Here is a 25,852-nt window from a genome sequence, read left to right on the forward strand (position 1 = left end):
TCGCGCCCTCCCCTCAGGCTGCGCCCGCGATCGATAACTTGTTGTGGGATCGAGACCTTGTGCATTGCACTGCCTTTCAGTTGAGAACAGATGATGCGGGCCAGAGGCGCCGGACCAACCGGCGCCGCACGAGCAGCGCCTGCCTTTTAATCAAATATGAAACTATTTTAATTGCAAGTAAAAACTTGCAACGCTCAAAAGCCCCTTTGAACGCCGCAGAGTGCCCCGCAGACGTCTTGACAGTGTCTCCGGCCCGTTGCACTGTCCTTTGGCGGCAATATCCACGAGGTCACTCACCCTCTTCTCGACCTCGGTCGTGGCGATGTGGTGCCGATGGCGGAGCGTAACCAAACGTCTTTCGAAAGGGGATAGTCTCCTTTTCGACCTTTCGAATTATCATCGACTGTCGACCTGCGGAGCTGTCCCCCGGACGACGACCCCCTGCGCATATGCGCCCTCTGCGGAAAGGCGAGACGATGAAAGTTGGGATGCTGCATCACAGGTCCGGCGCAGCGGGCCTCTGGGGACCTTCGATGGACGCAGCCGCAGTGGTCGCTGCGGCAGAGATCAATGATGCCGGCGGCATCTTGGGCGACGATGTGGAACTCGTTTTTGCCGATTGCGGATGGTCGACTCGCGACGCCTTTCGTGCGGTCGATGACCTGATGGAGATCGAGCAGGTCGAGGCGATCGTCGGCAGCCATGCCAGCCTGATCCGGGACCCGGTGAGCAGCCGGATTTCAAGCCGCATCCCCTATATCTACACGCCGCAATATGAAGGCGCCGCCTGCGGCCCGTCTACAGTAGCGACCGGCGATACCGACCGCGAATTGCTGGAGCCGGCCATTCGGTGGCTGCGGGAGGAGAAGGCAGCGCAGCGCTTCTTTTTTGTCGGCAATGACTATATCTGGCCGCGCATGGCGCTGGAGACGACCAAAGCCCTGATGGCGCTGACAGGCTCACATTTCATCGGCCAGGCGATGGTGCCCGTCGATCAGCAGGACCATTTCGGCCTGTTGGAAACGATCCGGCGCAGCAAGGCGCAGGTCGTCATCATGGCGCTTCTCGGACATAGCGCGGTGCTGTTCAATCGCGCGTTTGCGGCGGCCGGCATGGACGAGAAGATCCTCCGTTTCGGGCTGATCATCGACGAAACCGTGATCTGCGGGATCGGGGCGCATGCGACGACCAATCTCTTCACCGCATCGAGCTATTTCGCCGACCATCATTCCCGCTCGAACGATCGCTTTCTGGAGCGGTATCACGACGCGTTCGGAACGATCACGCCACCGGTTTCAGCGGCGAGCATCGGCTATTACGAAGGCCTCCACCTGCTCGCCGGACTGTCGCGCAAGCTCGGGACTCATGACGGTCCCAGCCTCGCGGCGCATCTGTCGCACCCCGTTGTCTGGCCGTCCCGCAAGGACATCATCAAAGACCGCGCTGTCCGCGGGTCGAGCGCCGTCCACATCGGCGCCGCCGAAGGCGTTACGCTGAAGGTCGTCGCCACGATGCGTGGCTGACCTCATTAGGATTACTGTCCAAGCAGATATTGTCAAATCCTAGGACATGATGTAGCTGTCCTGCCGTGGTGAGGAGATAGCTCATACTCGCGTCTCAATTCACAAACGACGGCCGACCATAGAACTGGACGCAGTCGCGGTGCGGCCTATTGTGTCGGTCGGGGAGTTGAAAACCGAGGGTGTGGGCCTTAGCTCCCGCAAGGACATATTCAAGCCGAAATAATCAAATTTTCGGACATCGAGACCCGGATGAAGCGGGCGATCATCGGAGGAAGACATGGCGGCAGGGTCACCTAAGGACAATATCGCATATATGATTGCCAGCGTGAACAAGCAGCTCGAGGCGGAACTGGAGGAGCGCCTCCGCCCGGGTGGCGTGCCGGTCGACCAGTTCCGCATCCTGGAGGTTCTTCACGCGAAGGAACCCTGCGCGATGGGAGAAATCGCCGCGCAGTCGTTCATCGAGCCGGCGACGCTGACCAAGATCATCGACAAGATGGTCAACGAAGGTCTGGTCTTCCGGGCGCCGGATCCCAATGACCGCCGCCGCGTGCTGATCGTCACCGCCCCCGGCGGCAAGACGCTGTTCAAGCGACTGAAGGGCATCTCCTCAGCGCAGGAGCAGCGCCTGATCAGCCTCCTCGAATCGGACCGTGCCACCGCTTTACGCGATCTTCTAAGGGAGCTGATCCACCAGGCCTGACAGCGCCCCTGCCCATTCGTTCGACTGCGCCGCACCGGGAGGAATGCGGCGCTGTCGGCGGTGGGCGCCCTCCTTCAGATTCCCGGAGGGCGGTGCGTGTGCCAGTCGGTTGCCTGTTGATAGGCATGCGCGACGGTCAGCAAGCGTTCCTCTGTCCCATGCGGCCCGGCGAGCTGGAACGCGACGGGGCGTCCATCGTCCGTATAGCCGCACGGAAGCGTGATGGTCGGGATGCCGCAGGCATTGAAGGGGAAGGTGAACTTGCCGATGATGTTGAAATCCTCGGCGGAAGCGGCCCTTGCCTCCGCCCAGGTGGGCGTCGGCACGCGGAAGACCGGCATGATGAACAGATCGATATCGCGGAACAGGGCGGTCACGGCACCGGTGAACTTTCGGCGTTCGATCATGCCCTTGCTGATCTCGAGCGGGGTGGCGTTGCGCCCTGCCTCGAGGCCGATCTTGTTCCACGGCCCATAGTTTTCAGCCTGCGAGGGGTAGGTCGCCTCATGGACGACGGCCATCTCCGCCATGGCCAAAACCATATTATATTGCGAGACGCCATCGATCGAGGGAAAGGCCACTTCGCGCGGCAGGGCACCGAGGCCGATCAGCACATCGGCCGCATCTTTCAGCAGGCGGGCCGTCACCGGATCGGCATCGGTCAGGCAGAAATCCCAATCGAGCCCAAGCCGCACGCCGCGTGCGCCGTAAACCCCCTGCAGTCCCGCCGCATAATCCGGCACCGGCGATGTCAGCGACGTCGTGTCCTTCGGGTCCCATCCGGCAAGACACTGAAGCATGGCGGCCGCATCGGCGGCCGACCGTGCCATGGGGCCGAGATGATCGAATGTCTCGGCAAGGTCGAAGATGCCGTACCGGCTGACCCGTCCCCAGGTCGGCTTCACCCCGGTCAAGCCATTGCAGGCAGAGGGGAAGCGGATTGAGCCGCCGGTATCCGAGCCGATGGTGGCATAGGCAAGGCCTGCCGCCGCAGAGACGCCGGACCCGGAGGAGGAGACGCCGGTCCAGAGATCCTTCTTCCATGGATTGACCGGCTCCGGGAGGTCCGGATGGTGCTCCAGCGTCGCTCCCTCGGTCATATGCAGCTTGCCGAGCAGGACAGCGCCGGCCTCGGCGAGCCTGGTGACGACCGTCGCATCGTGGTCCGGCACGAAGTCGGCATGGATGGTCATGCCTGCGGTGGTGCGGATGCCCTTGGTAAAGCACAGATCCTTCACCGCTATCGGGATGCCGTGCATCTGCCCGCGATAGAGGCCCTTGCCGATCTCCGCTTCGGCGGTTTTCGCCTGCTGCAGGGCAAGATCGGCAGTGACGGTCGTGTAGCTTCTCAGCTCTCCGTCGAGCGCCTCGATCCGCCTCAGGATCGCCTCGGTGACCTCGACCGGCGACACCGCGCGGGTTTCGATCAGCTTGGCCACCGACGTCAGGGACATATAGTGAAATTCGTTGAACGACATGGAACACCTCTCGTGTGAAGGTCAGGCGATAGGGGGCTTTTGGCGATGCCAGTCGGTGATCTGCTGATAGGCATGGGCCGCCTTCAGCAGCATGGGCTCGGAGAGATGCGGCCCGATCAGCTGCACGCCGATCGGCATCCCGACGCTCGAAAAGCCACAGGGGAAGGTGATCGATGGCACGCCGGAGAGGTTGTAGGGCGAGGTATAGCCAATGAGACCGTAGAGATCCCGCAAGGCCTCCTCCATCTCGTCGTAGCGAAGGCCGACCTTGGGATAGATCGGCGAAATCAGCATGTCGACATCGGCGAAGAACCGCTTGATCGTGCCGCGAAAGCGCTCTTTTTCGATATAGGCATCAGCCAATGCCACTGCGTCCATTGCGAGCCCGCGCTCTATGGCGCCGCGCAGGGCCGGACCGAAGGCCTCGGCCTGCGCCTTGAAGACGTCGCGATGGTACCAGGCGCATTCGGCATCGGTGATAGCGAGCGCCGCCTTGCAGGCAGCCTGCCTGTCGGGCACTGTCACGGGAACGATCGTCGCCCCCATCTCGGAGAAGGCCCCGACCACCGTGAGGATCGCGGCCGAGACTTCGTCGTCGATTTCCGCCGTCAGATAGGCTTCGTCGATGCCGATTCTCAAACCCCGCGCGCCGAGCACGCCGTCCAGGTGCTGGAGATAGGCGGGCACGGCGGCATCGAGGCTGGTGGGATCGTGCGGGTCGGCGCCGGCGAAGGCCTCCAGCATCGCGGCGCAATCGGCGGCGCTGCGCGCCATCGGGCCTATCGTGTCGAGCGAATTGGCGAGCGCGAAGACACCATAGCGGCTGGTTCGCCCCCAGGTGACCTTCAGCCCCGTCACCCCGCAAGCCGCGGAGGGAAAGCGGATCGACCCGCCGGTATCCGTTCCGAGCGAGGCGAAGCAGAGGCCCGTCGCCGTGGCCGATCCCGAGCCCGATGACGAGCCGCCGGGCCAGTAGGCTGCGTTCCAGGGATTGATGCAGTTTCGTAGCGCCGGATGATGCTCGCCGAAGGCGCCCTCATGCAGATGGAGTTGGCCAAGGGAGATCGCCCCTGCGGTCTTCAGCCGGTGGATGATGGTCGCATCCTTGTCGGAGAGCACGCGATAGGCCGTTGTCGCGAAGGTCGCCGGAACGCCCTTGATCTCGAACAGATCCTTGAGCCCTATCGGCACGCCGTGCAAAGGGCCGCGCCACAAGCCTCTGGAGAGCTCGGCTTCCGCCGTATTCGCCGCATCGAGCGCGGCATCAGCGGTGACGAGCAGATAGGCGTTCAGCATCGGATTGAGCCGCGCGATCCGCTCCAGCATCGCCTTGACCAGTTCGACCGGCGACACCTCACGCCTTCGAACCATGCCCGAGACGTCGAGAAGCGAAGCGTAGAAGAGATCGTCGGTTGCGATTGATTTCGACATGAAGCCTCCAAGTTTCGTTGATGACGCAAATATTGAAAGCGCGGCCGCTGTCGTGCCTTCTTCGATCGCACCGTCCCTGCGGGTGTCATGGCTCGATCGGCCGGATTGTTATAATAAAAAATGAGAATGTCAAAAATTCAAATAATAAACAGATGCCTGTTCAATGTGATGAAAGTTTCGGCAGTTTTGCAGCGCCCCTGATAGCGGGAACGTGCTACCTCCACGATATCTGCCACCCTCCCGCGGAACTAGCCTATAAAATTCTCTTTTTTGACTTTTTCATTTGCAAACAGCGGATTTCCGAGCCGTAACGCGCCTGCAGCCAGAATGGCACGAGGATTGCAGAACCTGTTTCAGCGTCCACTCTCGGCGCTATCGCTTGAAGGAGATGAGTTCGATGAAAGGGTTATTCTGGCAGGGCGCCAACCGACTGGTCGCAGCGTCCATCATCGCTGCCGCGTCCTTTGCGGTCACGGCCCATGCGGAAAGCGTCCTGAGGGTCGCCATGACCGCCGCCGACATCCCGGACTGGACCGGCGCGCCGGACCAAGGCTACGAGGGATATCGTTTCGCCGGCTATACAATGTATGATGCCCTGGCTCTCTGGGACCTATCGAGCTCCGACAAGGCGGCGGATATCGTGCCCGGTCTTGCCGAGAGCTGGGCGGTTGACCCCAAGGATCCGCTGACCTGGACCTTCAATCTGCGCAAGGGCGTCAAATTTCACGACGGCTGCACCTGGAACGCCGATTCCGCCATCTGGAATCTCGACCGCGTGAAGAACAGCAAGGCGCTACAGTACAATGCCCGCCACGCTGGCATGCAGGGCTGGGCAGTCGGTGCAGTCTCCTCCTATGAGAAGGTGGATGACTATACGATCAAGATCCATTCGACCGTGCCGGCTTCCATGCTGCCCTACAGCATGGCCATGCTCTACATGATCTCGAACTGCAAGGTCACCGAGAGCGGAAATAATTACGGGAAATTCGCCGAGCATCCGGCCGGCACCGGCCCCTATATGTTCGACAAGCTGGTTCCGCACGAGCGGCTGGAGCTGGTCAAGAATCCGAACTACTGGAACCCGACGCGTATTCCGAAGAACGACCGGCTCGTCCTTCTCCCGATGCCCGAAGCCTCGACCCGCGCGGCGGCTCTCATGGCCGGTCAGGTCGATTTCGTCGAGGCACCTTCGCCGGACACGATCCCGGCGCTGAAGGGCGCGGGCATGCAGATCATCACCGTGCCCTATCCTCATAACTGGGACTATCTGCTTCGCATGAACAAGGGCCCATTTTCCGATGTCCGGGTCCGCCGCGCCGCCAATATGGCGATCAACCGCCAGGACGTGGTCGACATGCTCCAAGGCATTGCCACGCCGGCCTACAACACGTTGATCGAGTCACAGCCCTGGTACGGCAATCCGGTCGTCTATGAGTACGACACAGAGAAAGCCACGGCCCTTCTGAAGGAAGCAGGCTGCTATCCCTGCAAGATCAAGATCGGGATCTCCACATCAGGTTCCGGCCAGATGCAGCCGCTGCCCATGAACGAATTGGTGAAGGAGCAGCTCGATGAAGCGGGCTTCGAAACAGAACTTGTCCCGATGGACTGGAATGCGTTGATCAGCGTCTTCTTCCAGGGCTCCGGAGCCAGTGATTTTGATGGCATCAACTTCTCGATGGCGCCGATCGATGCGTCGCAGGGCATCGTCAACAAATGGATGACGACCGCCGCACCGCCGAACTGCTGCAACTGGGGCTTCTATAAGAACCCCGAGGTGGACAAGCTTGGCCTTGAAGCCATGGCGGAGTTCGATCCGGAGAAGCGCAACGCCATCCTGACCAAGATGAACGACACGGTCATGGCCGACGCGCCGGAACTCTTCATCGTCCACGACCTGAACCCACGGGCGCTTTCCCCGAAGCTCACCGGTTTCGTCCAGGCCCAGAGCTGGTTCCAGGATCTGACGCCGATCGTCGTCAATCCCTGATGCGAGCCGCCGGCGCGGAGGATTTCCGCCGCGCCGGCCTGCGCAAACTTGGCCTGTCCTGAACGGAGAGTGACTTATGTGGGTCTATGTCTTTCGTCGCTTGCTGATGACTATCCCAATCCTGCTCGGCGTGACGATCATCTGCTTCGCCCTCGTCAAGCTGGCGCCGGGCGACCCGGTTCAGAACCTGGTACGACCTGAAACGAGCCCGGAAGACATCGCCAAACTGCAGGCCCATTACGGTCTCGACAAGCCGCTGGTCATTCAATACTTCGTCTGGCTCTGGCGTGTCTTGAACGGCGATCTCGGCGTCTCCATCGCCAACAACGCGCCGGTCGCCCGGGAAGTCCTGAACGCCTTTTCCAACACGATCGTCATTGCGCTGATCTCGGTGGTGATTGCTTTCGTGCTGTCGATGATCTTCGGAATCGCCGCTGCCTATCGCCCCGGCTCGCTGCTCGACAAGGCGATCACGGCCGTCGCCGTGTTCGGCATCAGCGTTCCCACCTTCTGGCTCGGGGTCGTGCTCGTCATCATCTTCGCCGTCGATCTCAACTGGTTGCCGGCAACCGGCATGGGCTCGAAGGGGTCGGATGATTTCAGCTACTTCAGGATAGAAGACCTGAAATTCGCGATCATGCCGATTATCGCCTTCGCGTTGCCGCCCTTCGCCATCATGACGCGCACGACCCGCTCCTCGATCAGCGAAATCCTTAATCAGGATTTCGTGCAGACGCTTCGGGCCAAGGGCCTCAGCGAGTTTCATGTGATCTGCCACGCGGTGCGCAACATGATGCCTGCCGGTGCCGCCATGCTTGGCCTGCAGCTTGGCTATCTCATCGGCGGTTCTGTGCTGGTGGAAACGGTCTTCACTTGGCCCGGCACGGGCTTCCTGATCAACAAGGCGATCCTGACCCGGGATATTCCCCTGCTTCAGGGCACGATCCTCGTTCTGGCGGCGGCCTTTGTCCTGATCAACCTGGTCGTCGACCTGCTGCAGTCCCTGATCGACCCCCGAATCAAACGCATCTGAGGCCCTGCCATGACAGAGATATCTGCAAACGCCATGCCGATCGTGACCACAGATGCGGCCCAGGCCCGGGAGACGCGGGGCTATTGGGGCTCGGTTTGGTTCCGGCTCCGCTATGATTATGTCACGCTCTTCTGCATTGCCCTGATTTCGGCCATTGTGCTCGTGGCGATCTTCGCGCCATGGCTGTCTCCGATGGACCCGGAAAAGTCGAGCATGGCCAACCGGCTGCGCCCGATCGGCCATGTCAAGTTCACGCTCGGAACGGACGAGCAGGGCCGGGACATGCTGAGCCGCCTGATCTGGGGCGGGCGCGTCTCGCTGTCCATGGGCATCCTGCCGGTCTTTTTCGCGACTCTCATCGGCGGCAGCTTCGGCGTCGTTGCCGGCTATTATGGCGGCCGGGTCAATATGGTGATCATGCGGACGATGGATGTTTTCTTTGCCTTTCCCTCGGTGCTGCTCGCCGTCGCGATCACCGGGAGCCTCGGCGGCGGGATCATAAACCAGATGGTGACGCTGACGGTCGTTCTCATTCCGCCGCTCTGCCGCGTGGCGGAAACCGCAACGTCGCAGGTCCGCAACCATGATTTCGTTGATGCGGCGCGATCGACCGGCGCCTCGACCGTCTCGATCATCATGAACCATGTGCTGATCAACGTTCTGTCACCGGTGCTTGTCTACGCCTCCACGCTGGTGTCGATCGCCATCGTTCTCGCCTCGGGGCTCTCCTTTCTCGGCCTCGGCGTATCGCCGCCAACGGCGGATTGGGGACTGATGCTCTCGACGCTGCGCCAGTCGATCTACGTGCAGCCCCTCGTGGCAGCCCTGCCGGGGCTCGCCATCTTCGTCACCTCCGTTGCTTTCAACCTCGTCAGCGACGGCTTGCGCCAGGCCATGGATGTGAAGGCCTAATGCGCAGCAAAGCGCGTCCGCTCAAGCAGTCGTGTGGGCGGGCGCGGCACTGGATCATCAGGATGAGCCGATCAACAGGCATGTCGACCGTATGACCGGACGAGCCGGTCCGGATCGGACGATGTCCACGTCGAAGCGCGAGGAAGCAAGCCAATGCTGGATATGATTGAAGACAAGAAGCCCGTCGACCCCCGGGACCGCGGCGGGCCGGCGCAGCCGATGCTGATCGTCGAGGGGCTAAAGAAGTATTTCCCGATCCGGGCCGGCCTGATGAACCGCAAGGTCGCCGAGGTGAAGGCCGTCGACGACGTCTCCTTCTATCTGATGAAGGGCGAGACCCTTGGGATCGTCGGTGAATCGGGCTGCGGAAAATCGACGCTTGCGCGACTGCTGATGTTCCTGATCATGAAGGACGAAGGACATATGATCTTCGATGGTGATCCCGTCGGCGAAGTTGCCGGGGTCGGGCTCGATGCGCTTCGGCGCATGGTGCAAATGGTGTTCCAGGACAGCTATTCCTCCCTCAATCCGCGCCTGCCCATCGAGCAGTCCATCGCCTATGGACCGAAGGTTCAAGGTGTATCGGCGAAGGTGGCAATGGAGACGGCGCGGCAGCTGCTGGAGCGGGTCGGCATGCGGCCGGAACGCTTCGGGCAGCGCTATCCGCATGAGCTATCTGGCGGGCAGAAGCAGCGTGTCAATATTGCCCGTGCGCTGGCGCTCGACCCGCGATTGCTGATCCTCGATGAAGCAGTATCGGCGCTCGACAAGTCTGTCGAGGCGCAGGTACTCAACCTACTGGCCGAGCTGAAGGCACAGCTGAACCTCACCTATATATTCATCTCGCACGATCTGCATGTGGTTCAATATATCTCGGACCGGGTTCTGGTCATGTATCTCGGCCAGGTCGTCGAGATCGGCCCGGTCGACAAGCTCTATTCCAATCCCCAGCATCCCTACACCCAAGCGCTGCTTGCCTGCCGACTCAGCATGGATCCGGACGAGCGCGTTGAGTCGGCGCCGTTGGCCGGGGATCCGCCCAACCCGGTGAACCCACCTTCCGGCTGCCGCTTCCACACGCGCTGCCCCTATGCAGAGGACATCTGCATGTCCAAGGCTCCGGCCCTGCGGGATGTTCTTCATGTCAAGCCCGACGACCATCTGGCGGCCTGCCACATGGTCATTGCCGGATCCGGCCACTCGGCTGCGCTGGAAAACGCCTGAACCCTGGGAGAAAGACGATGAATAAGATGGACGTTTTCCAGACCACCTACACCGCGGATACCGCAACATCCGGCGATCCCTTCATCCGCGTTAAGGATCTAAAGGTGAGGTTCGTCTCGCGCGAGGCGACGGTCCAGGCCGTCAACGGAGTCTCTCTCGAACTCAAGCGCGGTGAAGTGCTCTGTGTCATCGGGGAGTCCGGCTCAGGCAAGTCGGTGATGATGCGATCCCTGCTCAAGCTTCATCCCAAGAACCGCACGGTGATCGAAGGCGAGATGAAGGTCGGCGAGCACGACATCATGTCGGCCTCATCAAAGAGAATGGGCGAAATTCGCGGTCGGGTTATTTCCATGGTGTTCCAGGAACCGATGACCGCGCTCGATCCGCTTTATACGATCGGCGATCAGATCGCAGAAACTGTCATGCGGCATCAGAAGGTCAATCGCGAAACGGCAATGAAGCGGGCCCTCGAACTGCTCGAGCTCGTCCGGGTCCCCTCGCCCGAGCGACGGCTGAAGGCCTATCCGCATGAGCTGTCCGGCGGCCTGCGCCAGCGCGCTATGATCGCCGTTGCGCTGTCCTGCAAGCCGGACCTGCTGCTCGCGGACGAGCCGACGACTGCGCTCGACGCTTCTGTGCAGATCCAGGTCCTCGTGCTGCTGCGCCGGTTGCAGCGCGAACTGGGCATGTCGATGATCTTCGTCACGCATGATCTCGGCGTGGCGGCACAGATCGCCGACAAGATCGCCGTCATGTATGCTGGCCGCATCATCGAGACGGGGGAAGCGCGGGATGTACTGATGAACCCCCAGCATCCCTATACGAAGGCGATGCTGGCTTCGACCGAGAAATATCACCACAAGGGCGCGCCGCTCGAGACGATTCATGGGACGCCGCCGGATCTGCGATTGCTTCCTCCCGGCTGCAGCTTCGCGCCCCGCTGCAGCTTCGCCGTCGAACTGTGCCGGAAGACTTTGCCCCAAGCGACGACGGATGTGCGCGGCCACAGCGCGCGCTGTATCGGCGCAACGACCATCAATGGCCGTTTGAGCTTTGCCGCGCCCCTTGCCGGCAAGGCGGAGCTCGCCGTCTAGCGCCCGCCTTTCGACCAGCGCCACGGCAGAAGCCGGCACTTGGCCATGCATGACCTTGGGAGAGACGTGTGAAGTCGTGGTGGAATTCGAGGGTGCCGAGCCAGCGCGGCGCCCTGTTGATGATCGTGTCCGTGTTGAATTTCGCGATGCTGATGCTGCTGGTCCGTGCACTCGGAGAAACCGTCTCCGTCTTCATGCTGTTGCTGACGCGGCAGGTCGTCATGCAGGTCGTGGTGCTGTTCGTCGCCCGGAGGCGCGTACGCACCCTTCTGCACACGCGGACACCGGCGCTCCAGTTCTGGCGGTCGGTTCTGGCACTGGCGGCGACCATGGCCACCTATGTGAGCTTCATCCGGCTTCCGCTCGCGCTCGCCAGCGCGATCAGCTTCTCGACCGTGCTGTTCGTCACGCTCGGCGCCGTGCTCTTCCTGCGGGAACGGGTGACCCGTGGCATCTGGATTGCTACGATCATCGGGCTGATTGGCGTCCTTATCATGTTGAGCCCGCGGGAAGGTGGGGCGTCCCTTGACGTACTGGTCGCGATTTGCGGCGCCGTCGCCTCAGCAGGGATGATCCTGACGGTGCGCGTCTTCGACCCGTCCGATTCCATCGAAACAGTGCTAACCTACCAGGGCTTGCTGACACTGGCCGCCGCGGTCGTTCCGGTGATCCTCACCTGGCAGACGCCGACGGCGGCGGAAGCTGCCCTTCTGCTTGCGGTCGGGCTCGTCAGCACCTTCGGCCAATGGACCTTCGTCACCGCCTATCGCTACGAGGAGGCGGCACGGCTTGCTCCGCTCGATTTCCTGAGGCTCGTCGTTCTGGCCGCGGCCGGTTTGATCTTCTTCCACGAGCGACCCGGCCTGTGGCTCTTCGCCGGCATCATCCCGATCATCGGCGCAACGCTCTATATCCTGCGATCTAACAGCCGCGCCATCCCCGCCCGCGCGCGAACCGAAGTCGATAATTAATCAATTTTTTGATATTTGAAAAGTTTGATATCTGTCAGAATTTATGCCACCTTGCAGGAATCGCAGACCGCCCGTTCGGCAAGATAGGAGGCTCATCGGTGAGTGAACATCGTCTCGAACCAAGCGTCGAAACTTGTCACTGGGGTCAGTTCGACCCGAAGCTGAAGCCGGCCCTTACGATCCGCAGCGGCGATATCGTCACGGTCGACACAGTGACCGGCGCGCCTGAGAACATCCCCGATTGCAACCGCTTCTTCGTGCCGCCCGCGCTGGACGAGATCCACAAGGCGCTGACGCCGTTCGGCCCGCATATCCTGACAGGCCCGATCTTCGTCGAGGGTGCGATACCCGGCTCGGTGATCGAGCTGCGGATCCATAACGTGGAGGTCATCCAGGACTGGGGCTTCAACGTCATCGTGCCGCAGCTCGGCACCCTGCCCCACGACTATGACGAGATACGCCACGTCACCCTGCCACTCGACCTCGCGCGTCAGGTCGGCATCATGCCCTGGGGGCTCGAGCTGCCGCTACGGCCCTTCTTCGGCGTCATGGGGCTTGCGCCGCCGCCGGGCTGGGGGCGGGTTTCGTCCGTGGCGCCAGCCTGCTTCGGCGGCAATCTGGACAATAAGGAGCTTGTCGCCGGGACGACGCTCTTCCTGCCCGTCTTCAATGAGGGCGGGTTGTTTTCCTGCGGCGATGGTCACGGGTGCCAAGGGGACGGCGAGGTAAACGTGACAGCGATCGAGACGGCGCTGAGGGGCAAGTTCGAATTCATCGTCCGCAACGACCTGACCTTCCGCTGGCCGCGCGCCGAAACGCCGACCCACTACATCACCATGGGGCTCGATCCCGATCTCGATCAATGCGCCATCAAGGCCCTGCGGGAGATGATCGCGCTCATCGGCGAGAAGGCCGGCCTGTCGCATGCCGATGCCTACATGCTGTGTTCCCTGGCCGGCGACCTGCATGTGACCCAGACAGTCAACGCGACGAAAGGCGTCCACATGATGATGCCGAAATCCTATGTCGATCGAGCCTGAGGCTCCGCCCATGAGCAAGCTTCGCATCGCCCATATGGCCGGTCCGACGGCCACCATCCAGAACACCCCGCCCCTCGTCACCTCGTCCAAGGCCCGCCTGCGGGCGGGCCTGGAGCCGCTGAAGACCAGCAACGGCAGCCCGCAGACCTATGACGCGCTTCGTGCCCAGCGTCTCGCTGCTCCGGTCAAGGTCTATGTCGAACAGTTCTCGGCCCATCCGCTAGAGGCCGATGCCGCAGAGCTTTATGGTCCGCCGGACGGGTATATCGGCGCGGATGGTCGCTTCTCGAAGGACAAGACCTCGTCCGGCGATAGACCGGTCTACGAGATCGAACTGACGCCGGAGGACGGGCTCTACCCCCTGCCCTACATGGCGCTGCAGGCCGACGGTACGCCGTGGGAGGAGGAAACCGTTGCCCTGTTTTCCGAGAAGACGCGGCAGGGCTTCTTTCCGGATGGCTCACGCTCCTTCGAGGAGATCGACCGGCTCTCGGTCGGCATCGACGGCACCGTCAATCTGATCGGTGGCCGTGCGGAGGTCGACTTTTATCGCGTCATGCCGCCGGCCGGCTTCACCAAGGGGCTTGCCAAGGCCGCACGCGCGGATCAGAAGGCCGGCGACATTCCGCCCGAACGGCTGGGTCACGATTTCTTCGCCTACAAGCCCTTCCATCTCGCCAAATCGCCGCCGCGCCCGGCACTCGCGAAGATCACCAATGATGTTCAGGCCATCGTCTCTTCCGGCACCTATGACGGGGTGATCTGGACGCAGGGATCGCCCCAGGTGGAGGAGACCGCCTATTGGTTCAACCTGCTGATCGACACCGATCTGCCGATCGTCTGCAATGCGGCGCAACGCCCGCAGGGCCAGATCAGCAATGACGGCCCCGCGAATATCGTCGACAGCGTCACCTATATCGAAAGCGGGATCTGGCGGGGCACGAGCGGCGGCAATCGCTGCGGCACGATCGTCCTGCAGGAGCAGCAATTCTTCGCCGCACGCGAGGTCGCGAAGGTCGATGCCCGGCCGGGCGGCTATATGGCAACGGGAGGGCATGGCGGCATCATCGGTCAGCTCACGCATGGCGGAAAGCCCTATGTCACCTATGTTCCGGCCTACAGGCACACGGCAAGCTCGGACGTCAATCTTGCCAAGCTGCCCTCCTCGGTCACGGCCACGCGGTTGGGAGCAAGCGGCCTCGAAACCTATGAGATGACGATCAAGGACAAGAGCGGCGCCCTGCTGGCCGATGCGATCCCCGGCGTCACCATCCTGAAAGAAGGCGGCTATTTCGCCGATACGTTCGGCGACGACCCTGCGCAGGAACCGGATCTCTCGCTGCTGATCGAACGCAAGCTGGCTTCCGGCAGGCTTGGCGGCTTCGTCGTGGAGGGGCTGGTGCCCTATGGAATGGCCACGTCCGAATTGCGCACGAGCATGCTTCGAATGGCGAGTTTCATGGGTCTTCCGGTCGTGCGCGTCGGACGCGGTCATCCGGAGGGTTTTGCCGATCCGCATCCGGAATCGATCGCCGGCCTGAACCTGACGGCGACCAAGGCGAGATTGCTGCTGATGGCCGCGCTGATGAAGTTCGGCCACCTGCCAATCGCACTTGACCCGGCTCATCCGAGCGAAGCCGAGGTCTCGGCTCTGCGGAGGGCCATTGCCGCCTATCAACAGGTTTTTGATACGCATTAGCCAAGGCGGATGACGAGGATAACTGCAGCGAACAGGCAACTGCATTCGGTCGCGGACAGTATTCGGAGCTCAGGTCATGTTGAGACTGCACGGCATCGTGGGACGTTCGTCCGACCCCCAGTTTCGGGGCCCGCTTCATCGGCTCGAACATTCCGGCTGCATCGAACTGCTCTATGTGCCGCCGGAGGATGCCGGCCGCAAACGCTTCCGCCTCTCCACCGACCGGGGAACGGATTGCGCCGTCAGCCTCGGGCGCGGCGAGGAGCTTTCCGACGGCGCGCTGCTGTTCATCGACGACCACCGCGCCATCGTCGCTCGTTTCGGTGAACAGCGGCTCTGGCGGCTGCAGCCGAGGGATGCGGCGGCAGCTCTGCAGCTTGGCTGGCATGCCGGCAATCTGCACTGGCGAGTCCGCTTCGAAGAGTCCCGCCTGATTGTGCTGCTCGACGGGCCGCTGGAGACCTATCGCAGCCGAATTCGCATGCTTTTGGATGACGGCTCGGTCGAGGACGATGCAGGTGTTTGACACGGCGACGACCCTTGGGATGCTGCAATTCGGCGACAGCGCCTATCCAGCTGGCGGATTTGCGTTTTCCTGGGGGATCGAGGGCCTGGCCGCCGACGGCTTGATCGCTAGCCCTGAGGATTTCGACCGGACCCTCGCCCAGCAGTTACGGCTCCGGTGGAACAGCTTCGATCGCATCGTCGTCGCGCGCGGCTTTGCCTGCGAGACGATCGACGCGGTCGAAAGGCTTGACCGATCCGTCGAAGCCGCGACCTTGTCCATGGAGATGCGCGAGGGGTCGAAGCGCGCTGGGCGGGCACTGCTCGGTATCTCCGCCCGCTCGGGTGGAGAAATTTCGCAGGCCTATCGCCAGCGGCTCTCGTTGATGATCGAACCACTCGGACATCTGCCGGTGATGCAGGCGCTCGTCTATCGCGATGCCGGCCTTCCCGCCGACGCGACAGCCCTCCTGTCCGGCTGGACCATGGTGATGGGGCTGACGAGCGCCGCCATCCGGCTGGGCACGATCGGGCATGTGCAGGCCCAGGCCTCGCTCGCACGGGCAAGACGGCTCCTCGAAGATTTGCTGCTTGTTCCGCCGCCCGTCGAGGAGCCGGCAAGTTTCACGCCGTTTTCCGATATCGCCGTTTCGCGCGGACCCTGGCGGCACGTGCGCATGTTTTCAACCTGAGCCGAGGAATTGCGGCATGATGAACCTATCACCGACCGAAATGGACAGGCTGGTCATCTTCACCGCCGCGGAATTCGCACGGCGGAACAAGGCGCTCGGCATCCGGCTCAGCCATCCCGAGGCCGTGGCGCTGATCACCGACGAGGTGATGACCGCGGCGCGGCGCGACATGCCCTATGCCGACATAAGGGACATGGCCGGTCGGCTTCTAACCGCCGAGGATGTGGAGCCCGGCGTGCCGGAGATGATCCCGCTCATCTACGTCGAATGCTTCTTCGCAGAGGGCACCAAAGTCGTCGCCCTGTTCGAGCCCATCGGGTCTGGGCACTCCTCAGCCCTCGAGGAAGAAGGTCCGGCACCCGGCGGCATCCTGTCCGCACCGGGAGATATCGCCATGTTCGAGGATCTGCCCTCGGTTACCCTTGACGTCGTCAACATGGGGGACCGCGACGTCCAAGTGCGCAGCCACACCCATTTCTTCGAGACGAATCGCGCGCTTCGCTTCGACCGGGCGGCCGCCTGGGGTATGAAGCTCGATCGTCCTGCCGGCATGGGCGTGCGCTTCGAACCTGGCATCGAGAAGACGGTGCGGCTCGTGCCGATTTCCGGCAGCCGCGTCGTGCGCGGACAGGCCGGACTGGTCAATGGTCCGCTCGATGCGGACGGAGCGAAGCAGACGGCGCTCGAACTGGCGCGTACACGCGGCTATCGAGGAGCTTAGAGGATGGGAACGATCTCACGCAGCACTTATGCCGAACATTACGGTCCGACCAAGGGAGACAGGATCCGCCTTGGCGACACGGAGCTCTTTGCCGAGATCGAAGAGGATTTCACCGTTTATGGCCACGAACTGCTGATCGGAGCGGGGAAGAACCTTCGCGACGGCGAAGGCATCAACGGGCATCTGCGATCCTCCGACAAGATCCTTGATGTCGTCATCAAGAACGCCACGATCATCGACGCGGTCAGCGGCATCATCAAGGCGGATATCGGCATCCGCGATGGCCGGATCGTCGGGATCGGCAAGGCGGGAAACCCGGATGTCATGCCGGGCGTCCATCCGAACATGATTGTCGGGCAGACGACTTCGCCCCTTTCCGGCGCCGGCTTTATCGTCACCGCGGGCGCGGTCGAGGCCCATGCCCATCTCCAATCGCCGGAACAGTCGGATCATGCGCTTGCTGGTGGGACGACCACCATGATCGGCAATGGCCCTGGCCCCATCTTCGATGTCGGGTCGGGCAGCACCTTTACCTTCGGCCGCTTTCTCCAGGGAACGGAATTCTCCCCACTCAATTACGCCCTGTTTGGGCGCGGCGCCTCGAGCCCGGAGGCGGTAGAGGAATCGGTCGCCGCGGGCGGCATGTCGGTGAAGATCCATGAGGATTTCGGCGCCTCTCCGGCCGTGATCGATCAGACACTAATTGCAGCCGACCGCAACGATTTCGCCGTTCATCTTCATACGGATTCGATCAACGAGTTCGGATTTTGCGAAGATACGATCGACGTGTGCGCCGGCCGCACCATTCACATGTATCACGTGGAGGGTGCCGGCGGCGGGCATGCACCCGACCTCCTGAAGGTCGTCTCCTATCCGAACGTCATCCCCTCATCGACCAACCCGACGAATCCCTTCACGGCCTATGGCCTTGAGGAAGGCTTGCCGATGACGATGATCGCCCATCAGCTCAATTACAACACGCCGGAGGACGTCGCCTTCGGCGAGGCACGTGTCCGAGCGCAGTCGATGGCGGCGGAAGACTTTCTTCACGACATGGGCGCGATTTCGATTTTTGGCACCGATACGCAGGGCATGGGCCGGCTGGCGGAGAACGTCACCAATTGCTGGCAGCTCGCCAGCGTCATGAAGCAGAGGCTCGGTCGACTTCCTGAGGAGAAGACTGCATGCGCCGACAACGAACGCATCAAGCGCTATATCGCGAAGCTGACGATCAATCCGGCGATCGCCGTTGGAATCGACCATCACGTCGGCTCCATCGAGGTCGGCAAGATGGCCGACCTCGTGCTTTGGCCCCGCGCCTCCTTTGGCGTGAAGCCCTACATGGTGGTCAAGGGCGGCTTCGTCGTCTGGGCTGCCATGGGCGATGGCAATGGCAGCCTCGGTCTTGCCGAGCCGATGATCCAGAAGCGGATGTGGGGGGCTTTGGGCGCTGCTCCGCAGAACCTGGGTGTTACCTTCGTTTCCAAGCTTGCCATTGAGGCCGACGTCCATCGCCAGTTCGGCCTCCAGAAAAAATTCTTGCAGATCAAGGACGTCCGCACCCTTCAGAAGACCGACATGATCCGCAATGCCGCCATGCCCGAGGTGGAAGTCGATCCACAGACCTTCGAAGTACGCGCCGATGGCAGGCTGTTGATGTGCCCGCCGGCACCCCGGGTTCCTCTAGGCCGAAGGTATATGCTGCGATGAGCCCGGTGTCGGACGAACGCCTCGCAGCGGCGCGGCTTGGCATTGGAGGCCCAGTCGGCTCTGGCAAGACGGCGCTGCTGGAGCGGCTCATTCCCGCCCTTGGGAACCGCGGCATCGAAATCGCTGTCATAACCAACGATCTGGTCACGGCCGAGGACGCGGAACGGATCCGCCGGTCCGGGTTGATCGATCCGTCACGCGTGGCGGCCGTAGAAGCCGGCGCCTGCCCACACACGGTCATCCGCGAAGATCCGACGCTGAACATCGAGGCGGCGGAAGAGCTGGAGAGGCGTTTTCCGGGCGTCGAATTGATCCTGCTCGAAAGCGGCGGCGACAATCTGGCCTCCACCTTCTCCCGCGATCTCGCCGACTTCTGGATGTTCGTCATCGACGTTGCCGGCGGAGACGACATTCCGCGCAAGCGCGGCCCCGGTGTAATCAAAGCGGATGTACTGGTGATCAACAAGTCAGATCTCGCGCCCCATGTCGGCGTCGATCTGGCCCGTATGCAGACCGAGGCGCTGGGCGTCCGGGGCAATCGTCCGGTAATGACGACCAACTGCAGGCTGGGCGAAGGGGTTGAAGCGCTAGTCGACATCATCGAACGCGAGGTCCTGTTCCGGCTATGAACGCTAGTCTGCCCGCGCCCAACCATCAGCTGGATATTCGGTTCATGCGGCAGGGCACGCGCACCATCATCGATCGCCGACATTTCACTTGGCCGTACTGCATCTCGCGGACTTTCCATCGCCCGGATGATCCTGGAGGCATGCTGAGCGTGATCCTCCAGACGACCAGCGGAGCGATCCATGCCGAAGACCTGCTGTCTCAACGCTTGATCTGCCAGCCGCGCGGACGCGTGACGGTGACAACGCCGGGTGCGACCTTAGTGCATCGGGCAAAGCCGCATCAGACTGCCGAGGAGCGTGTGATCATCGAGGCTGGGGAGGACAGTCACCTCGAATATCTGCCCGAACCAAGAATCTTGTTTCCAGATTCTGCCCTCTGCCAGTCGCTCGACATCCTCTGTCGGCCAGGCGCCTCTGTCCTGGTCAGCGACGCCTTCACCTGTCACGACCCAAAGGGCTTCAACTCGCCGTTCCGTCTGTTTCAAAGCACCGTAATCTGCCGGCGGGATGTCCCCATCATGACGGACCGAACCTGGCTTGAAGGCGCGGACATGGCAGACCTGCATCCCTATCGTGCCTTTGGCAACATCCTCATGCTAACTGAGGAGAGCAGTTTGCTTCATGAGACGATCGCTTCGCTCAATGGTCGAACATCCAAGCTCACCGGCCTCTACGCGGCAGCGAGCCAGTTGCCGAACTCGGCGGGCGTCAGCGTCCGGATGGCAGGAGTGACTGTGCAGGCCGTCCGGAACGGGATTCGCGCCTCGCAGACCGCCTTTCGGTTATTGGTGCGTTCCGAGTCTGCCAAGGCTGAACAAAATCAGCTTCCCTAGTTCCCTCGACGCAGACGCCAGAGCCGGCAATCGTTTTCGAACAAGCCTGTTTTCGAGGCAGACAGGCGACGAAAGGACGGTGCGTAGAGATAGCGCTCTCTGAGCTAAAGCTCATGGGGGGAACATGCTGCAGATGAGGATATGTCTTCATCAACTGGACAGGCTAGCCAGCGCCCTTATAATGCCGCGATCAACAAGCGCGAAACTTCCGACATGAATATCGCCAATCCCCCTATCGCGCAAAATACCGCGCGCGAGGACATGATCCATTCAAATCCCCAGAGATTGGGGGCGCGTCTTCGGCTAGCGAGGAAGACGCGCGGGCTGACGCTGAAGGCGCTGGCGCTGGCAGCAGACTGCTCGGAGAGCCTTCTCTCGAAAGTCGAGAATGGCAAGGCATCTCCGTCGCTGCCGATGCTTCATCGGCTCGTGCAGGCGCTGGATTCGAACATCGGCTGGATGTTTGAAGAAACCGATGCAGATGAAAGCGTGGTATTCCGAGCCGGTCGGCGGCCACTGATCTCGCTAGACCCCTTGCGGCGTGGAGAAGGAATTTCGCTCGAGCGGGTCATCCCCTATTCGCCGGGCCACCTGCTGCAATGTAATATCCATCATATCGACGTCGGCGGCGAGAGCGCCGGACCCATCCAGCATGTGGGCGAGGAGGTCGGCTATGTGCTGGTGGGCGAGATCGAACTGATGATCGCGGAAAAGACGTTTCGGCTCTCAGCCGGAGACTCCTTTGTCTTCAACTCCGAATTGGCGCACTGGTACCGGAATGTCGGGACGGTACAAGCCTCCATCTTTTGGGTAAATACGCCTCCCACCTTCTAACTCCGGCCGACGCCCACGCGCGACATTCCCCTGCCTTCAAGTCGCTTGACAAATATTCAAGCTACTTGAATATTTGTCCTTGCCAATCGGTGTCGCACAGACAGGCACTATCAAAGGGGAACCAAAATGGGTCGGACTCGCATTTTCCTCGGCTGCGTCGCAGCCGCCGCCATGACGCTTTCCGTGGGGGCATCCCATGCCATGGCTGAAACCTTCGCGCTTGTTACCATCAACCAGCAGGCGCTGTTCTTCAACCAGATCAACGATGGTGCCAAGGAAGCCGCCAAGGCGGCCGGTGCCGATCTCGTGATCTTCAACGCCAACAACGTGCCTTCGGCCCAGAACGATGCCATCGAGACCTACATCACCCAGAAGGTCGACGGTATCATCCTGGTGGCGATCGACGTCAACGGCGTGAAGCCGGCGATCACGGCTGCCAAGACGGCCGGCATTCCGGTCATCGCCATCGATGCGCAGATTCCGGACGGGGACAACATCGCCTTTGTCGGCGTCGACAATACGGCGGCGGGCAAGGATATCGGCAAGTTCTTCTCCGATTACGTCAAGAGCGACATGAGCGGATCGGCTAAGATCGGGGTTGTCGGCGCACTGAACTCCTTCATCCAGAACCAGCGCCTCGATGGCTTCAAGGCCGCGGTTTCCGAAGGCGGCCAGAAGGTCACGTTCCTTGATACGGTTGACGGGCAGAACGTTCAGGACGTCGCGCTATCCGCCGCGGAGAACCTGATGACCGCCAATCCGGACATGAACGTTCTCTACGCCACGGGCGAGCCGGCTTTGCTCGGTGCGGTGTCCGCCGTCACCAGCCAGGGCCGTCAGGACTCGATCAAGGTCTTCGGCTGGGATCTGACCAAGTCGGCGATCGACGGGATCGACCAGGGCTTCGTCACCGCCGTGATCCAGCAGGATCCGGCCGGTGAGGGCAAGGCGGCCGTGGAAGCGCTGATGAAGGTCAAGAAGGGCGAGACGATCGACAAAATCATCAACGTTCCCGTCACGATCGTGACGAAGGAAAACGTCGATCAGTATCGCGCGATGTTCAAGTAAGCCGGTTCGCCGCTCCGCGCCCGGTCCTTGCATAAGGGCCGGGCGGACGCGATCCAAGCCAGGACATCGATCATGACCGATACAGCCGTCAGCCGCGTCCGCATGACCGGCATCTCCAAGCGCTATGGCGCTGTCAAATCCCTCGACAATGCGTCGCTTAACCTGAAGCCCGGCGAGGTCCTCGGCCTCGTCGGCGACAATGGCGCCGGGAAATCCACGATCAGCAAGGTCCTTTCGGGCGCCGTCATTCCCGATAGCGGCACGATCGAGATCGACGGGAAGACCGTCTCCTTTACCTCGCCCGCCGATGCGCGCGCCGCGCGGATCGAAATGGTCTACCAGGACCTGGCGCTCTGCGACACGATCGATGTCGCCGGCAACCTGTTTCTCGGACGCGAACCGAAGCGCCGCATCGGAGGCTTTCCGCTTCTGGACAAGACGGCGATGCATGAGCGCGCCCGCGCCATGCTTTCCAATCTCGGCATCGTTATCCCCGACACCCGCATGAAGGTGGAAAATCTCTCGGGCGGCCAGCGCCAGTCAATCGCGATCGGCCGCGCGGTCTCCTTCGACCCCTCCGTCCTCATCATGGACGAGCCGACCGCGGCGCTGGCCGTGGCGGAGGTCGAAGCCGTGCTGGAGCTGATCCGGACCGTGTCCCGGCGCGGCGTCTCCGTCATCCTGATCACCCACCGCCTGCAGGATCTCTTCCTCGTCTGCGACCGCATCCAGGTCATGTATGAGGGGCGCAATGTCGCCGAACGGCGCATTGAGGACACCAATATCGAAGAGGTCGTCAATCTCATCGTCGGGCGGAAATTCGCTGCCCGTTCCGCGGGCCATCAAGCAGAAAGGAGCGCTTTCCAATGAGCTCCGAACCCAACGCCTATGCCGGCCAGCCGCCGCGGATGCGCGACGCCACGCTCCTCGACAAGATCGTCGCCAATGGCGGCGTCATGTCGATCGCCCTGTTCTTCCTTGTCTGCTGCCTGTTCTTCTCGGTCACGACCGACGCCTTCCTGACGGCACCGAACCTCTTGAACATCGTCCGCCAGTCCGCCCCGCTTCTTATCGTGGCCGCAGCCATGACCTTCGTCATCACCACGGGCGGCATCGATCTCTCCGTGGGCTCCGTCCTGGCGCTGACGGCGACGCTTTCGGCCGCGGCTCTGCAGGCCGGCATCCCTTGGCCGCTGGTCATCCTTCTGTTGCTGGCACTTGGCGCTCTCGTCGGCGCCATTCAAGGCTATTTCATCGCCTATGAGCGGATCCCGGCCTTCATCGTCACCCTGGCTGGCCTCTCCGTCATCCGAGGCTTTGCGCTGCTGATTACCGGCGGCTATTCGATCCCGATCGAGCCGACCAGCCCCTTCGTGGCAATCGGCCGGGCCTGGATCTTCGGCATTCCCGCGCCGGCGCTGATCGCCATTCTTGTGCTGGCCATTGCGTTTCTCGTATTCAACCAGACCCATTTCGGTCGCTACGTCACCGGCGTCGGAGCGAACAATGAGGCGACGCGGCGTGCTGGCGTCGACACGCGGCGTATCGTCCTCTGGGTCTACGTGCTTTCCGGCACAGCCGCAGCAGCGGCCGGAATTATCTTATCCGCCCGCCTTGGATCCGGCTCATCCAATGCCGGTCAGGGGTTCGAGCTCGACGTGATCGCGGCGGTCGTGCTGGGCGGGACCAGCCTGTTCGGCGGGCGCGGCTCGCTTGCCGGCACCATACTGGGCGCGCTGACCGTGGCCGTCCTGGCGAACGGGCTCATTCTCTCGCACCTCTCGCCCTTCTTCACGCCCATCGTCACCGGCTTCATCATCCTCATCGCCATCTGGCTGAACTTCCGCCTGTTCCGCGGCGGGGCGAAGGGGCGCTGAGATGCTGGAGCACCTGTTTTCCGACACGCCGCGCGAGCGCTACCCGATTGGCACTGGCACGGGCTGCGCCATGACCGTCACCGGCCCGGTTCCGGTTGATGATCTTGGCATCACGCTCATGCACGAGCACATCTTCCTGAACGGGGCAAGCAGCTGGATCTGCCCGTGCCACCCGGATGAACGGGCGATCGCCGAGCAGAAGGTCTCCATGGAGATCATCGGCGAACTCCGGATGAACCCCTACATGAACCGCGACAACGTCTCGCTGGATGACGGGGACCTGGCGCTCAGCGAATTGAAGCGCTTCCAGGCACTCGGTGGCTGCACCGTGGTCGAAACGACCAATTTTGGGATTGGCCGGGATGCGGAGGGGCTTGCCCGCATGGCCCGCATGTCCGGCCTGCGCATCATAATGGGGACCGGCTTCTATCTTGAACATACTCATCCCGATTGGCTGAAGGGCATGGACCTCGATGAGGTGACAGCCTTCATCGTCAATGATGTCGGCGGCGGCGAGACTCAGCCGAAGATTATGGCCGGCATCATAGGCGAGGTCGGCGTCAGCCGGCATTTTACCTCTGAGGAAGAGAAGTCGCTCCGCGCTTCGGCCCGCGCCTCGCGCCTCACCGGCCTTCCGCTCTCTATCCATCTGCCGGGCTGGGAACGGCTGGCGCACCGTGTGCTCGATGTGATCGAGGAAGAAGGGGCTGATCTTCGCCACACCGTGCTGTGCCACATGAATCCGAGCCATGACGATCTCGACTACCAGATCGCCCTCGCACGACGTGGCGCCTTCCTGGAATATGACATGATCGGCATGGACTACTACTATGCCGACCAGGACGCCCAGTCGCCCTCTGACGAGCAGAATGCCCGCGCCATCGCGACACTCGTTGACAAGGGGTTTGCCGACCGGCTGCTTTTGTCGCAGGACGTGTTTCTGAAGATCATGCTCACCCGCTATGGCGGCTTTGGCTACGGCTACATCCTCAAGCACTTCCTGCCGCGCCTGAAACGCCACGGTGTGGATCAGGCGGCGATCGACCGCATGCTGGTCGAGAATCCGAAAACCGTTTTTTCTGCCGGGCGCTGAGCGCCGGCCTTGTTCCGAGGAATCCGCATGACCAAGAAGAAAGTGCTGCTCGCCGGCGAGTCCTGGGTCTCGACCGCGACGCATATCAAGGGCTTCGACCAGTTCCCGACCGTGACCTATCACACGGGCGCAGATGAACTGCTGAAGGCGCTGAAGGACAGTCCCTTCGACGTGACGTTCATGCCGGCCCACGAGGCACAGCGCGACTTTCCGACGTCGATCGAGGCACTCGAAGCCTACGATGCGATCGTGCTGTCCGACATCGGCGCCAACACGCTACTGCTCCATCCCGACACCTGGATCCATTCCCGCCGGACGCCGAACCGCCTCATGCTTCTAAAGGATTATGTCGCCAGGGGCGGGGCGCTGCTGATGTTCGGCGGCTATTATTCCTTCCAGGGCATCAATGGCGGCGCGCGGTTCCGCAAGACCGCCGTGGAAGAGGTTCTGCCGGTGTCCTGCCTCCCCGTCGATGACCGTGTCGAGGTGCCGGAAGGCTTTACGCCTATGATCACTGGCGACCCCAGGCACCCGATCCTCGCGGGAATCTCCGGCGAGTTTCCCTATCTCCTCGGGTTTAACGAGGTCGTGCTCAAGGAGGGCGCCAATCAGTTGATGACGGTCTCGACTGATTATGGGTCGTTGCCGCTGCTCGTCACCGGCACCTATGGCGACGGCCGCACCCTCGTCTGGACCTCCGATGTCGGACCCCATTGGCTGCCGCCGGAATTCATTGCCTGGCCGGGCTACAAGACGCTGTTCGAACAGATGCTCGCTTGGGCGACGGATTGAG

At 62.0% G+C, this 25,852-nt stretch carries 24 protein-coding genes; 22 read left to right on the forward strand and 2 right to left on the reverse strand.

The window, feature by feature from the left end; genetic code table 11:
- The first annotated feature begins 476 nt into the window (after positions 1-476).
- Together U8330_RS18075 and U8330_RS18080 are read left to right on the forward strand one after the other, a co-directional pair.
- Positions 477-1,523, forward strand: coding sequence for a substrate-binding domain-containing protein (locus tag U8330_RS18075; protein WP_323106626.1), 1,047 nt, complete (start codon positions 477-479; stop codon positions 1,521-1,523).
- A gap of 313 nt (positions 1,524-1,836) precedes the next feature.
- Complete coding sequence (locus U8330_RS18080) at positions 1,837-2,226, forward strand: MarR family winged helix-turn-helix transcriptional regulator (RefSeq protein WP_323106627.1); 390 nt, start codon at positions 1,837-1,839, stop codon at positions 2,224-2,226.
- Positions 2,227-2,300: 74 nt separating this feature from the next.
- Here U8330_RS18080 and U8330_RS18085 read toward each other — a convergent pair whose 3' ends face one another.
- Positions 2,301-3,704 (reverse strand): amidase, encoded by a 1,404-nt coding sequence (locus tag U8330_RS18085; protein WP_323106629.1) that lies wholly within the window; start codon positions 3,702-3,704, stop codon positions 2,301-2,303.
- A 21-nt stretch (positions 3,705-3,725) separates the two neighbouring features.
- Positions 3,726-5,135, reverse strand: coding sequence for an amidase (locus tag U8330_RS18090; protein WP_323106630.1), 1,410 nt, complete (start codon positions 5,133-5,135; stop codon positions 3,726-3,728).
- A gap of 397 nt (positions 5,136-5,532) precedes the next feature.
- Between U8330_RS18090 and U8330_RS18095 the strand changes: the two genes are divergently transcribed.
- The 20 genes from U8330_RS18095 to U8330_RS18190 all read left to right on the forward strand — a co-directional run bounded on the left by U8330_RS18095 (position 5,533) and on the right by U8330_RS18190 (position 25,851).
- On the forward strand, positions 5,533-7,125 hold the full coding sequence (locus U8330_RS18095; RefSeq protein WP_323106631.1) for an ABC transporter substrate-binding protein: 1,593 nt from the start codon (positions 5,533-5,535) through the stop codon (positions 7,123-7,125).
- 76 nt (positions 7,126-7,201) lie between these two features.
- Entirely contained in the window at positions 7,202-8,158 is a 957-nt protein-coding gene (locus U8330_RS18100; protein ID WP_323106632.1) for an ABC transporter permease, read from the forward strand.
- 9 nt (positions 8,159-8,167) lie between these two features.
- On the forward strand, positions 8,168-9,070 hold the full coding sequence (locus tag U8330_RS18105) for an ABC transporter permease (protein ID WP_323106633.1): 903 nt from the start codon (positions 8,168-8,170) through the stop codon (positions 9,068-9,070).
- Positions 9,071-9,223: 153 nt separating this feature from the next.
- Positions 9,224-10,294, forward strand: a complete 1,071-nt coding sequence (locus U8330_RS18110) for an ABC transporter ATP-binding protein (RefSeq protein ID WP_416236877.1) — start codon at positions 9,224-9,226, stop codon at positions 10,292-10,294.
- A gap of 26 nt (positions 10,295-10,320) precedes the next feature.
- Positions 10,321-11,388, forward strand: a complete 1,068-nt coding sequence (locus U8330_RS18115) for an ABC transporter ATP-binding protein (protein ID WP_416236939.1) — start codon at positions 10,321-10,323, stop codon at positions 11,386-11,388.
- A gap of 92 nt (positions 11,389-11,480) precedes the next feature.
- Positions 11,481-12,359, forward strand: a complete 879-nt coding sequence (locus U8330_RS18120; RefSeq protein WP_323106635.1) for a DMT family transporter — start codon at positions 11,481-11,483, stop codon at positions 12,357-12,359.
- A 98-nt stretch (positions 12,360-12,457) separates the two neighbouring features.
- A complete protein-coding gene (locus U8330_RS18125; protein WP_323106636.1) occupies positions 12,458-13,399 on the forward strand; it encodes an acetamidase/formamidase family protein in 942 nt (313 codons plus the stop codon).
- 10 nt (positions 13,400-13,409) lie between these two features.
- On the forward strand, positions 13,410-15,098 hold the full coding sequence (locus tag U8330_RS18130) for an asparaginase domain-containing protein (RefSeq protein WP_323106637.1): 1,689 nt from the start codon (positions 13,410-13,412) through the stop codon (positions 15,096-15,098).
- Between the two features lie 76 nt (positions 15,099-15,174).
- Complete coding sequence (gene ureE, locus U8330_RS18135; RefSeq protein WP_323106638.1) at positions 15,175-15,624, forward strand: urease accessory protein UreE; 450 nt, start codon at positions 15,175-15,177, stop codon at positions 15,622-15,624.
- A complete protein-coding gene (locus U8330_RS18140) occupies positions 15,611-16,294 on the forward strand; it encodes an urease accessory protein UreF (protein ID WP_323106639.1) in 684 nt (227 codons plus the stop codon). Before ureE ends, U8330_RS18140 begins: the two co-directional genes overlap by 14 nt.
- A gap of 16 nt (positions 16,295-16,310) precedes the next feature.
- On the forward strand, positions 16,311-17,015 hold the full coding sequence (gene ureB / locus U8330_RS18145) for an urease subunit beta (protein ID WP_323106640.1): 705 nt from the start codon (positions 16,311-16,313) through the stop codon (positions 17,013-17,015).
- A 3-nt stretch (positions 17,016-17,018) separates the two neighbouring features.
- Positions 17,019-18,725 (forward strand): urease subunit alpha, encoded by a 1,707-nt coding sequence (ureC, locus tag U8330_RS18150; protein WP_323106641.1) that lies wholly within the window; start codon positions 17,019-17,021, stop codon positions 18,723-18,725.
- Positions 18,722-19,354, forward strand: a complete 633-nt coding sequence (ureG, locus tag U8330_RS18155; RefSeq protein WP_323106642.1) for an urease accessory protein UreG — start codon at positions 18,722-18,724, stop codon at positions 19,352-19,354. Before ureC ends, ureG begins: the two co-directional genes overlap by 4 nt.
- A gap of 44 nt (positions 19,355-19,398) precedes the next feature.
- Entirely contained in the window at positions 19,399-20,187 is a 789-nt protein-coding gene (locus U8330_RS18160) for an urease accessory protein UreD (RefSeq protein WP_323106643.1), read from the forward strand.
- Positions 20,188-20,448: 261 nt separating this feature from the next.
- On the forward strand, positions 20,449-21,021 hold the full coding sequence (locus U8330_RS18165) for a cupin domain-containing protein (protein ID WP_323107353.1): 573 nt from the start codon (positions 20,449-20,451) through the stop codon (positions 21,019-21,021).
- Between the two features lie 126 nt (positions 21,022-21,147).
- A complete protein-coding gene (locus U8330_RS18170) occupies positions 21,148-22,089 on the forward strand; it encodes a substrate-binding domain-containing protein (RefSeq protein ID WP_323106644.1) in 942 nt (313 codons plus the stop codon).
- 72 nt (positions 22,090-22,161) lie between these two features.
- The gene (locus U8330_RS18175; protein WP_323106645.1) at positions 22,162-22,959 is read left to right on the forward strand and encodes an ATP-binding cassette domain-containing protein; all 798 of its coding nucleotides are present in this window, start codon (positions 22,162-22,164) and stop codon (positions 22,957-22,959) included.
- A complete protein-coding gene (locus U8330_RS18180; protein WP_416236878.1) occupies positions 22,956-23,966 on the forward strand; it encodes an ABC transporter permease in 1,011 nt (336 codons plus the stop codon). Before U8330_RS18175 ends, U8330_RS18180 begins: the two co-directional genes overlap by 4 nt.
- A 1-nt stretch (position 23,967) precedes the next feature.
- Positions 23,968-25,059 (forward strand): phosphotriesterase-related protein, encoded by a 1,092-nt coding sequence (locus U8330_RS18185; RefSeq protein ID WP_323106646.1) that lies wholly within the window; start codon positions 23,968-23,970, stop codon positions 25,057-25,059.
- Between the two features lie 27 nt (positions 25,060-25,086).
- Positions 25,087-25,851, forward strand: coding sequence for a glutamine amidotransferase (locus U8330_RS18190; RefSeq protein ID WP_323106647.1), 765 nt, complete (start codon positions 25,087-25,089; stop codon positions 25,849-25,851).
- The last annotated feature ends 1 nt before the right edge of the window (position 25,852 follow it).

Source organism: Rhizobium sp. CC-YZS058, from assembly GCF_034720595.1.
Taxonomy (GTDB): Bacteria; Pseudomonadota; Alphaproteobacteria; order Rhizobiales; family Rhizobiaceae; genus Ferranicluibacter.

What these genes read in the sequence shown, in the direction of transcription:
- U8330_RS18075 (WP_323106626.1), top strand. Translation starts at nt 477, where the DNA reads ATGAAAGTTGGGATGCTGCATCACAGGTCCGGCGCAGCGGGCCTCTGG.
- U8330_RS18080 (WP_323106627.1), top strand. Translation starts at nt 1,837, where the DNA reads ATGATTGCCAGCGTGAACAAGCAGCTCGAGGCGGAACTGGAGGAGCGC.
- U8330_RS18085 (WP_323106629.1), bottom strand. Translation starts at nt 3,704, where the DNA reads ATGTCGTTCAACGAATTTCACTATATGTCCCTGACGTCGGTGGCCAAG.
- U8330_RS18090 (WP_323106630.1), bottom strand. Translation starts at nt 5,135, where the DNA reads ATGTCGAAATCAATCGCAACCGACGATCTCTTCTACGCTTCGCTTCTC.
- U8330_RS18095 (WP_323106631.1), top strand. Translation starts at nt 5,533, where the DNA reads ATGAAAGGGTTATTCTGGCAGGGCGCCAACCGACTGGTCGCAGCGTCC.
- U8330_RS18100 (WP_323106632.1), top strand. Translation starts at nt 7,202, where the DNA reads ATGTGGGTCTATGTCTTTCGTCGCTTGCTGATGACTATCCCAATCCTG.
- U8330_RS18105 (WP_323106633.1), top strand. Translation starts at nt 8,168, where the DNA reads ATGACAGAGATATCTGCAAACGCCATGCCGATCGTGACCACAGATGCG.
- U8330_RS18110 (WP_416236877.1), top strand. Translation starts at nt 9,224, where the DNA reads ATGCTGGATATGATTGAAGACAAGAAGCCCGTCGACCCCCGGGACCGC.
- U8330_RS18115 (WP_416236939.1), top strand. Translation starts at nt 10,321, where the DNA reads ATGGACGTTTTCCAGACCACCTACACCGCGGATACCGCAACATCCGGC.
- U8330_RS18130 (WP_323106637.1), top strand. Translation starts at nt 13,410, where the DNA reads ATGAGCAAGCTTCGCATCGCCCATATGGCCGGTCCGACGGCCACCATC.
- ureE (WP_323106638.1), top strand. Translation starts at nt 15,175, where the DNA reads ATGTTGAGACTGCACGGCATCGTGGGACGTTCGTCCGACCCCCAGTTT.
- U8330_RS18140 (WP_323106639.1), top strand. Translation starts at nt 15,611, where the DNA reads ATGCAGGTGTTTGACACGGCGACGACCCTTGGGATGCTGCAATTCGGC.
- ureB (WP_323106640.1), top strand. Translation starts at nt 16,311, where the DNA reads ATGATGAACCTATCACCGACCGAAATGGACAGGCTGGTCATCTTCACC.
- ureC (WP_323106641.1), top strand. Translation starts at nt 17,019, where the DNA reads ATGGGAACGATCTCACGCAGCACTTATGCCGAACATTACGGTCCGACC.
- ureG (WP_323106642.1), top strand. Translation starts at nt 18,722, where the DNA reads ATGAGCCCGGTGTCGGACGAACGCCTCGCAGCGGCGCGGCTTGGCATT.
- U8330_RS18160 (WP_323106643.1), top strand. Translation starts at nt 19,399, where the DNA reads ATGCGGCAGGGCACGCGCACCATCATCGATCGCCGACATTTCACTTGG.
- U8330_RS18165 (WP_323107353.1), top strand. Translation starts at nt 20,449, where the DNA reads ATGATCCATTCAAATCCCCAGAGATTGGGGGCGCGTCTTCGGCTAGCG.
- U8330_RS18170 (WP_323106644.1), top strand. Translation starts at nt 21,148, where the DNA reads ATGGGTCGGACTCGCATTTTCCTCGGCTGCGTCGCAGCCGCCGCCATG.
- U8330_RS18175 (WP_323106645.1), top strand. Translation starts at nt 22,162, where the DNA reads ATGACCGATACAGCCGTCAGCCGCGTCCGCATGACCGGCATCTCCAAG.
- U8330_RS18180 (WP_416236878.1), top strand. Translation starts at nt 22,956, where the DNA reads ATGAGCTCCGAACCCAACGCCTATGCCGGCCAGCCGCCGCGGATGCGC.
- U8330_RS18185 (WP_323106646.1), top strand. Translation starts at nt 23,968, where the DNA reads ATGCTGGAGCACCTGTTTTCCGACACGCCGCGCGAGCGCTACCCGATT.
- U8330_RS18190 (WP_323106647.1), top strand. Translation starts at nt 25,087, where the DNA reads ATGACCAAGAAGAAAGTGCTGCTCGCCGGCGAGTCCTGGGTCTCGACC.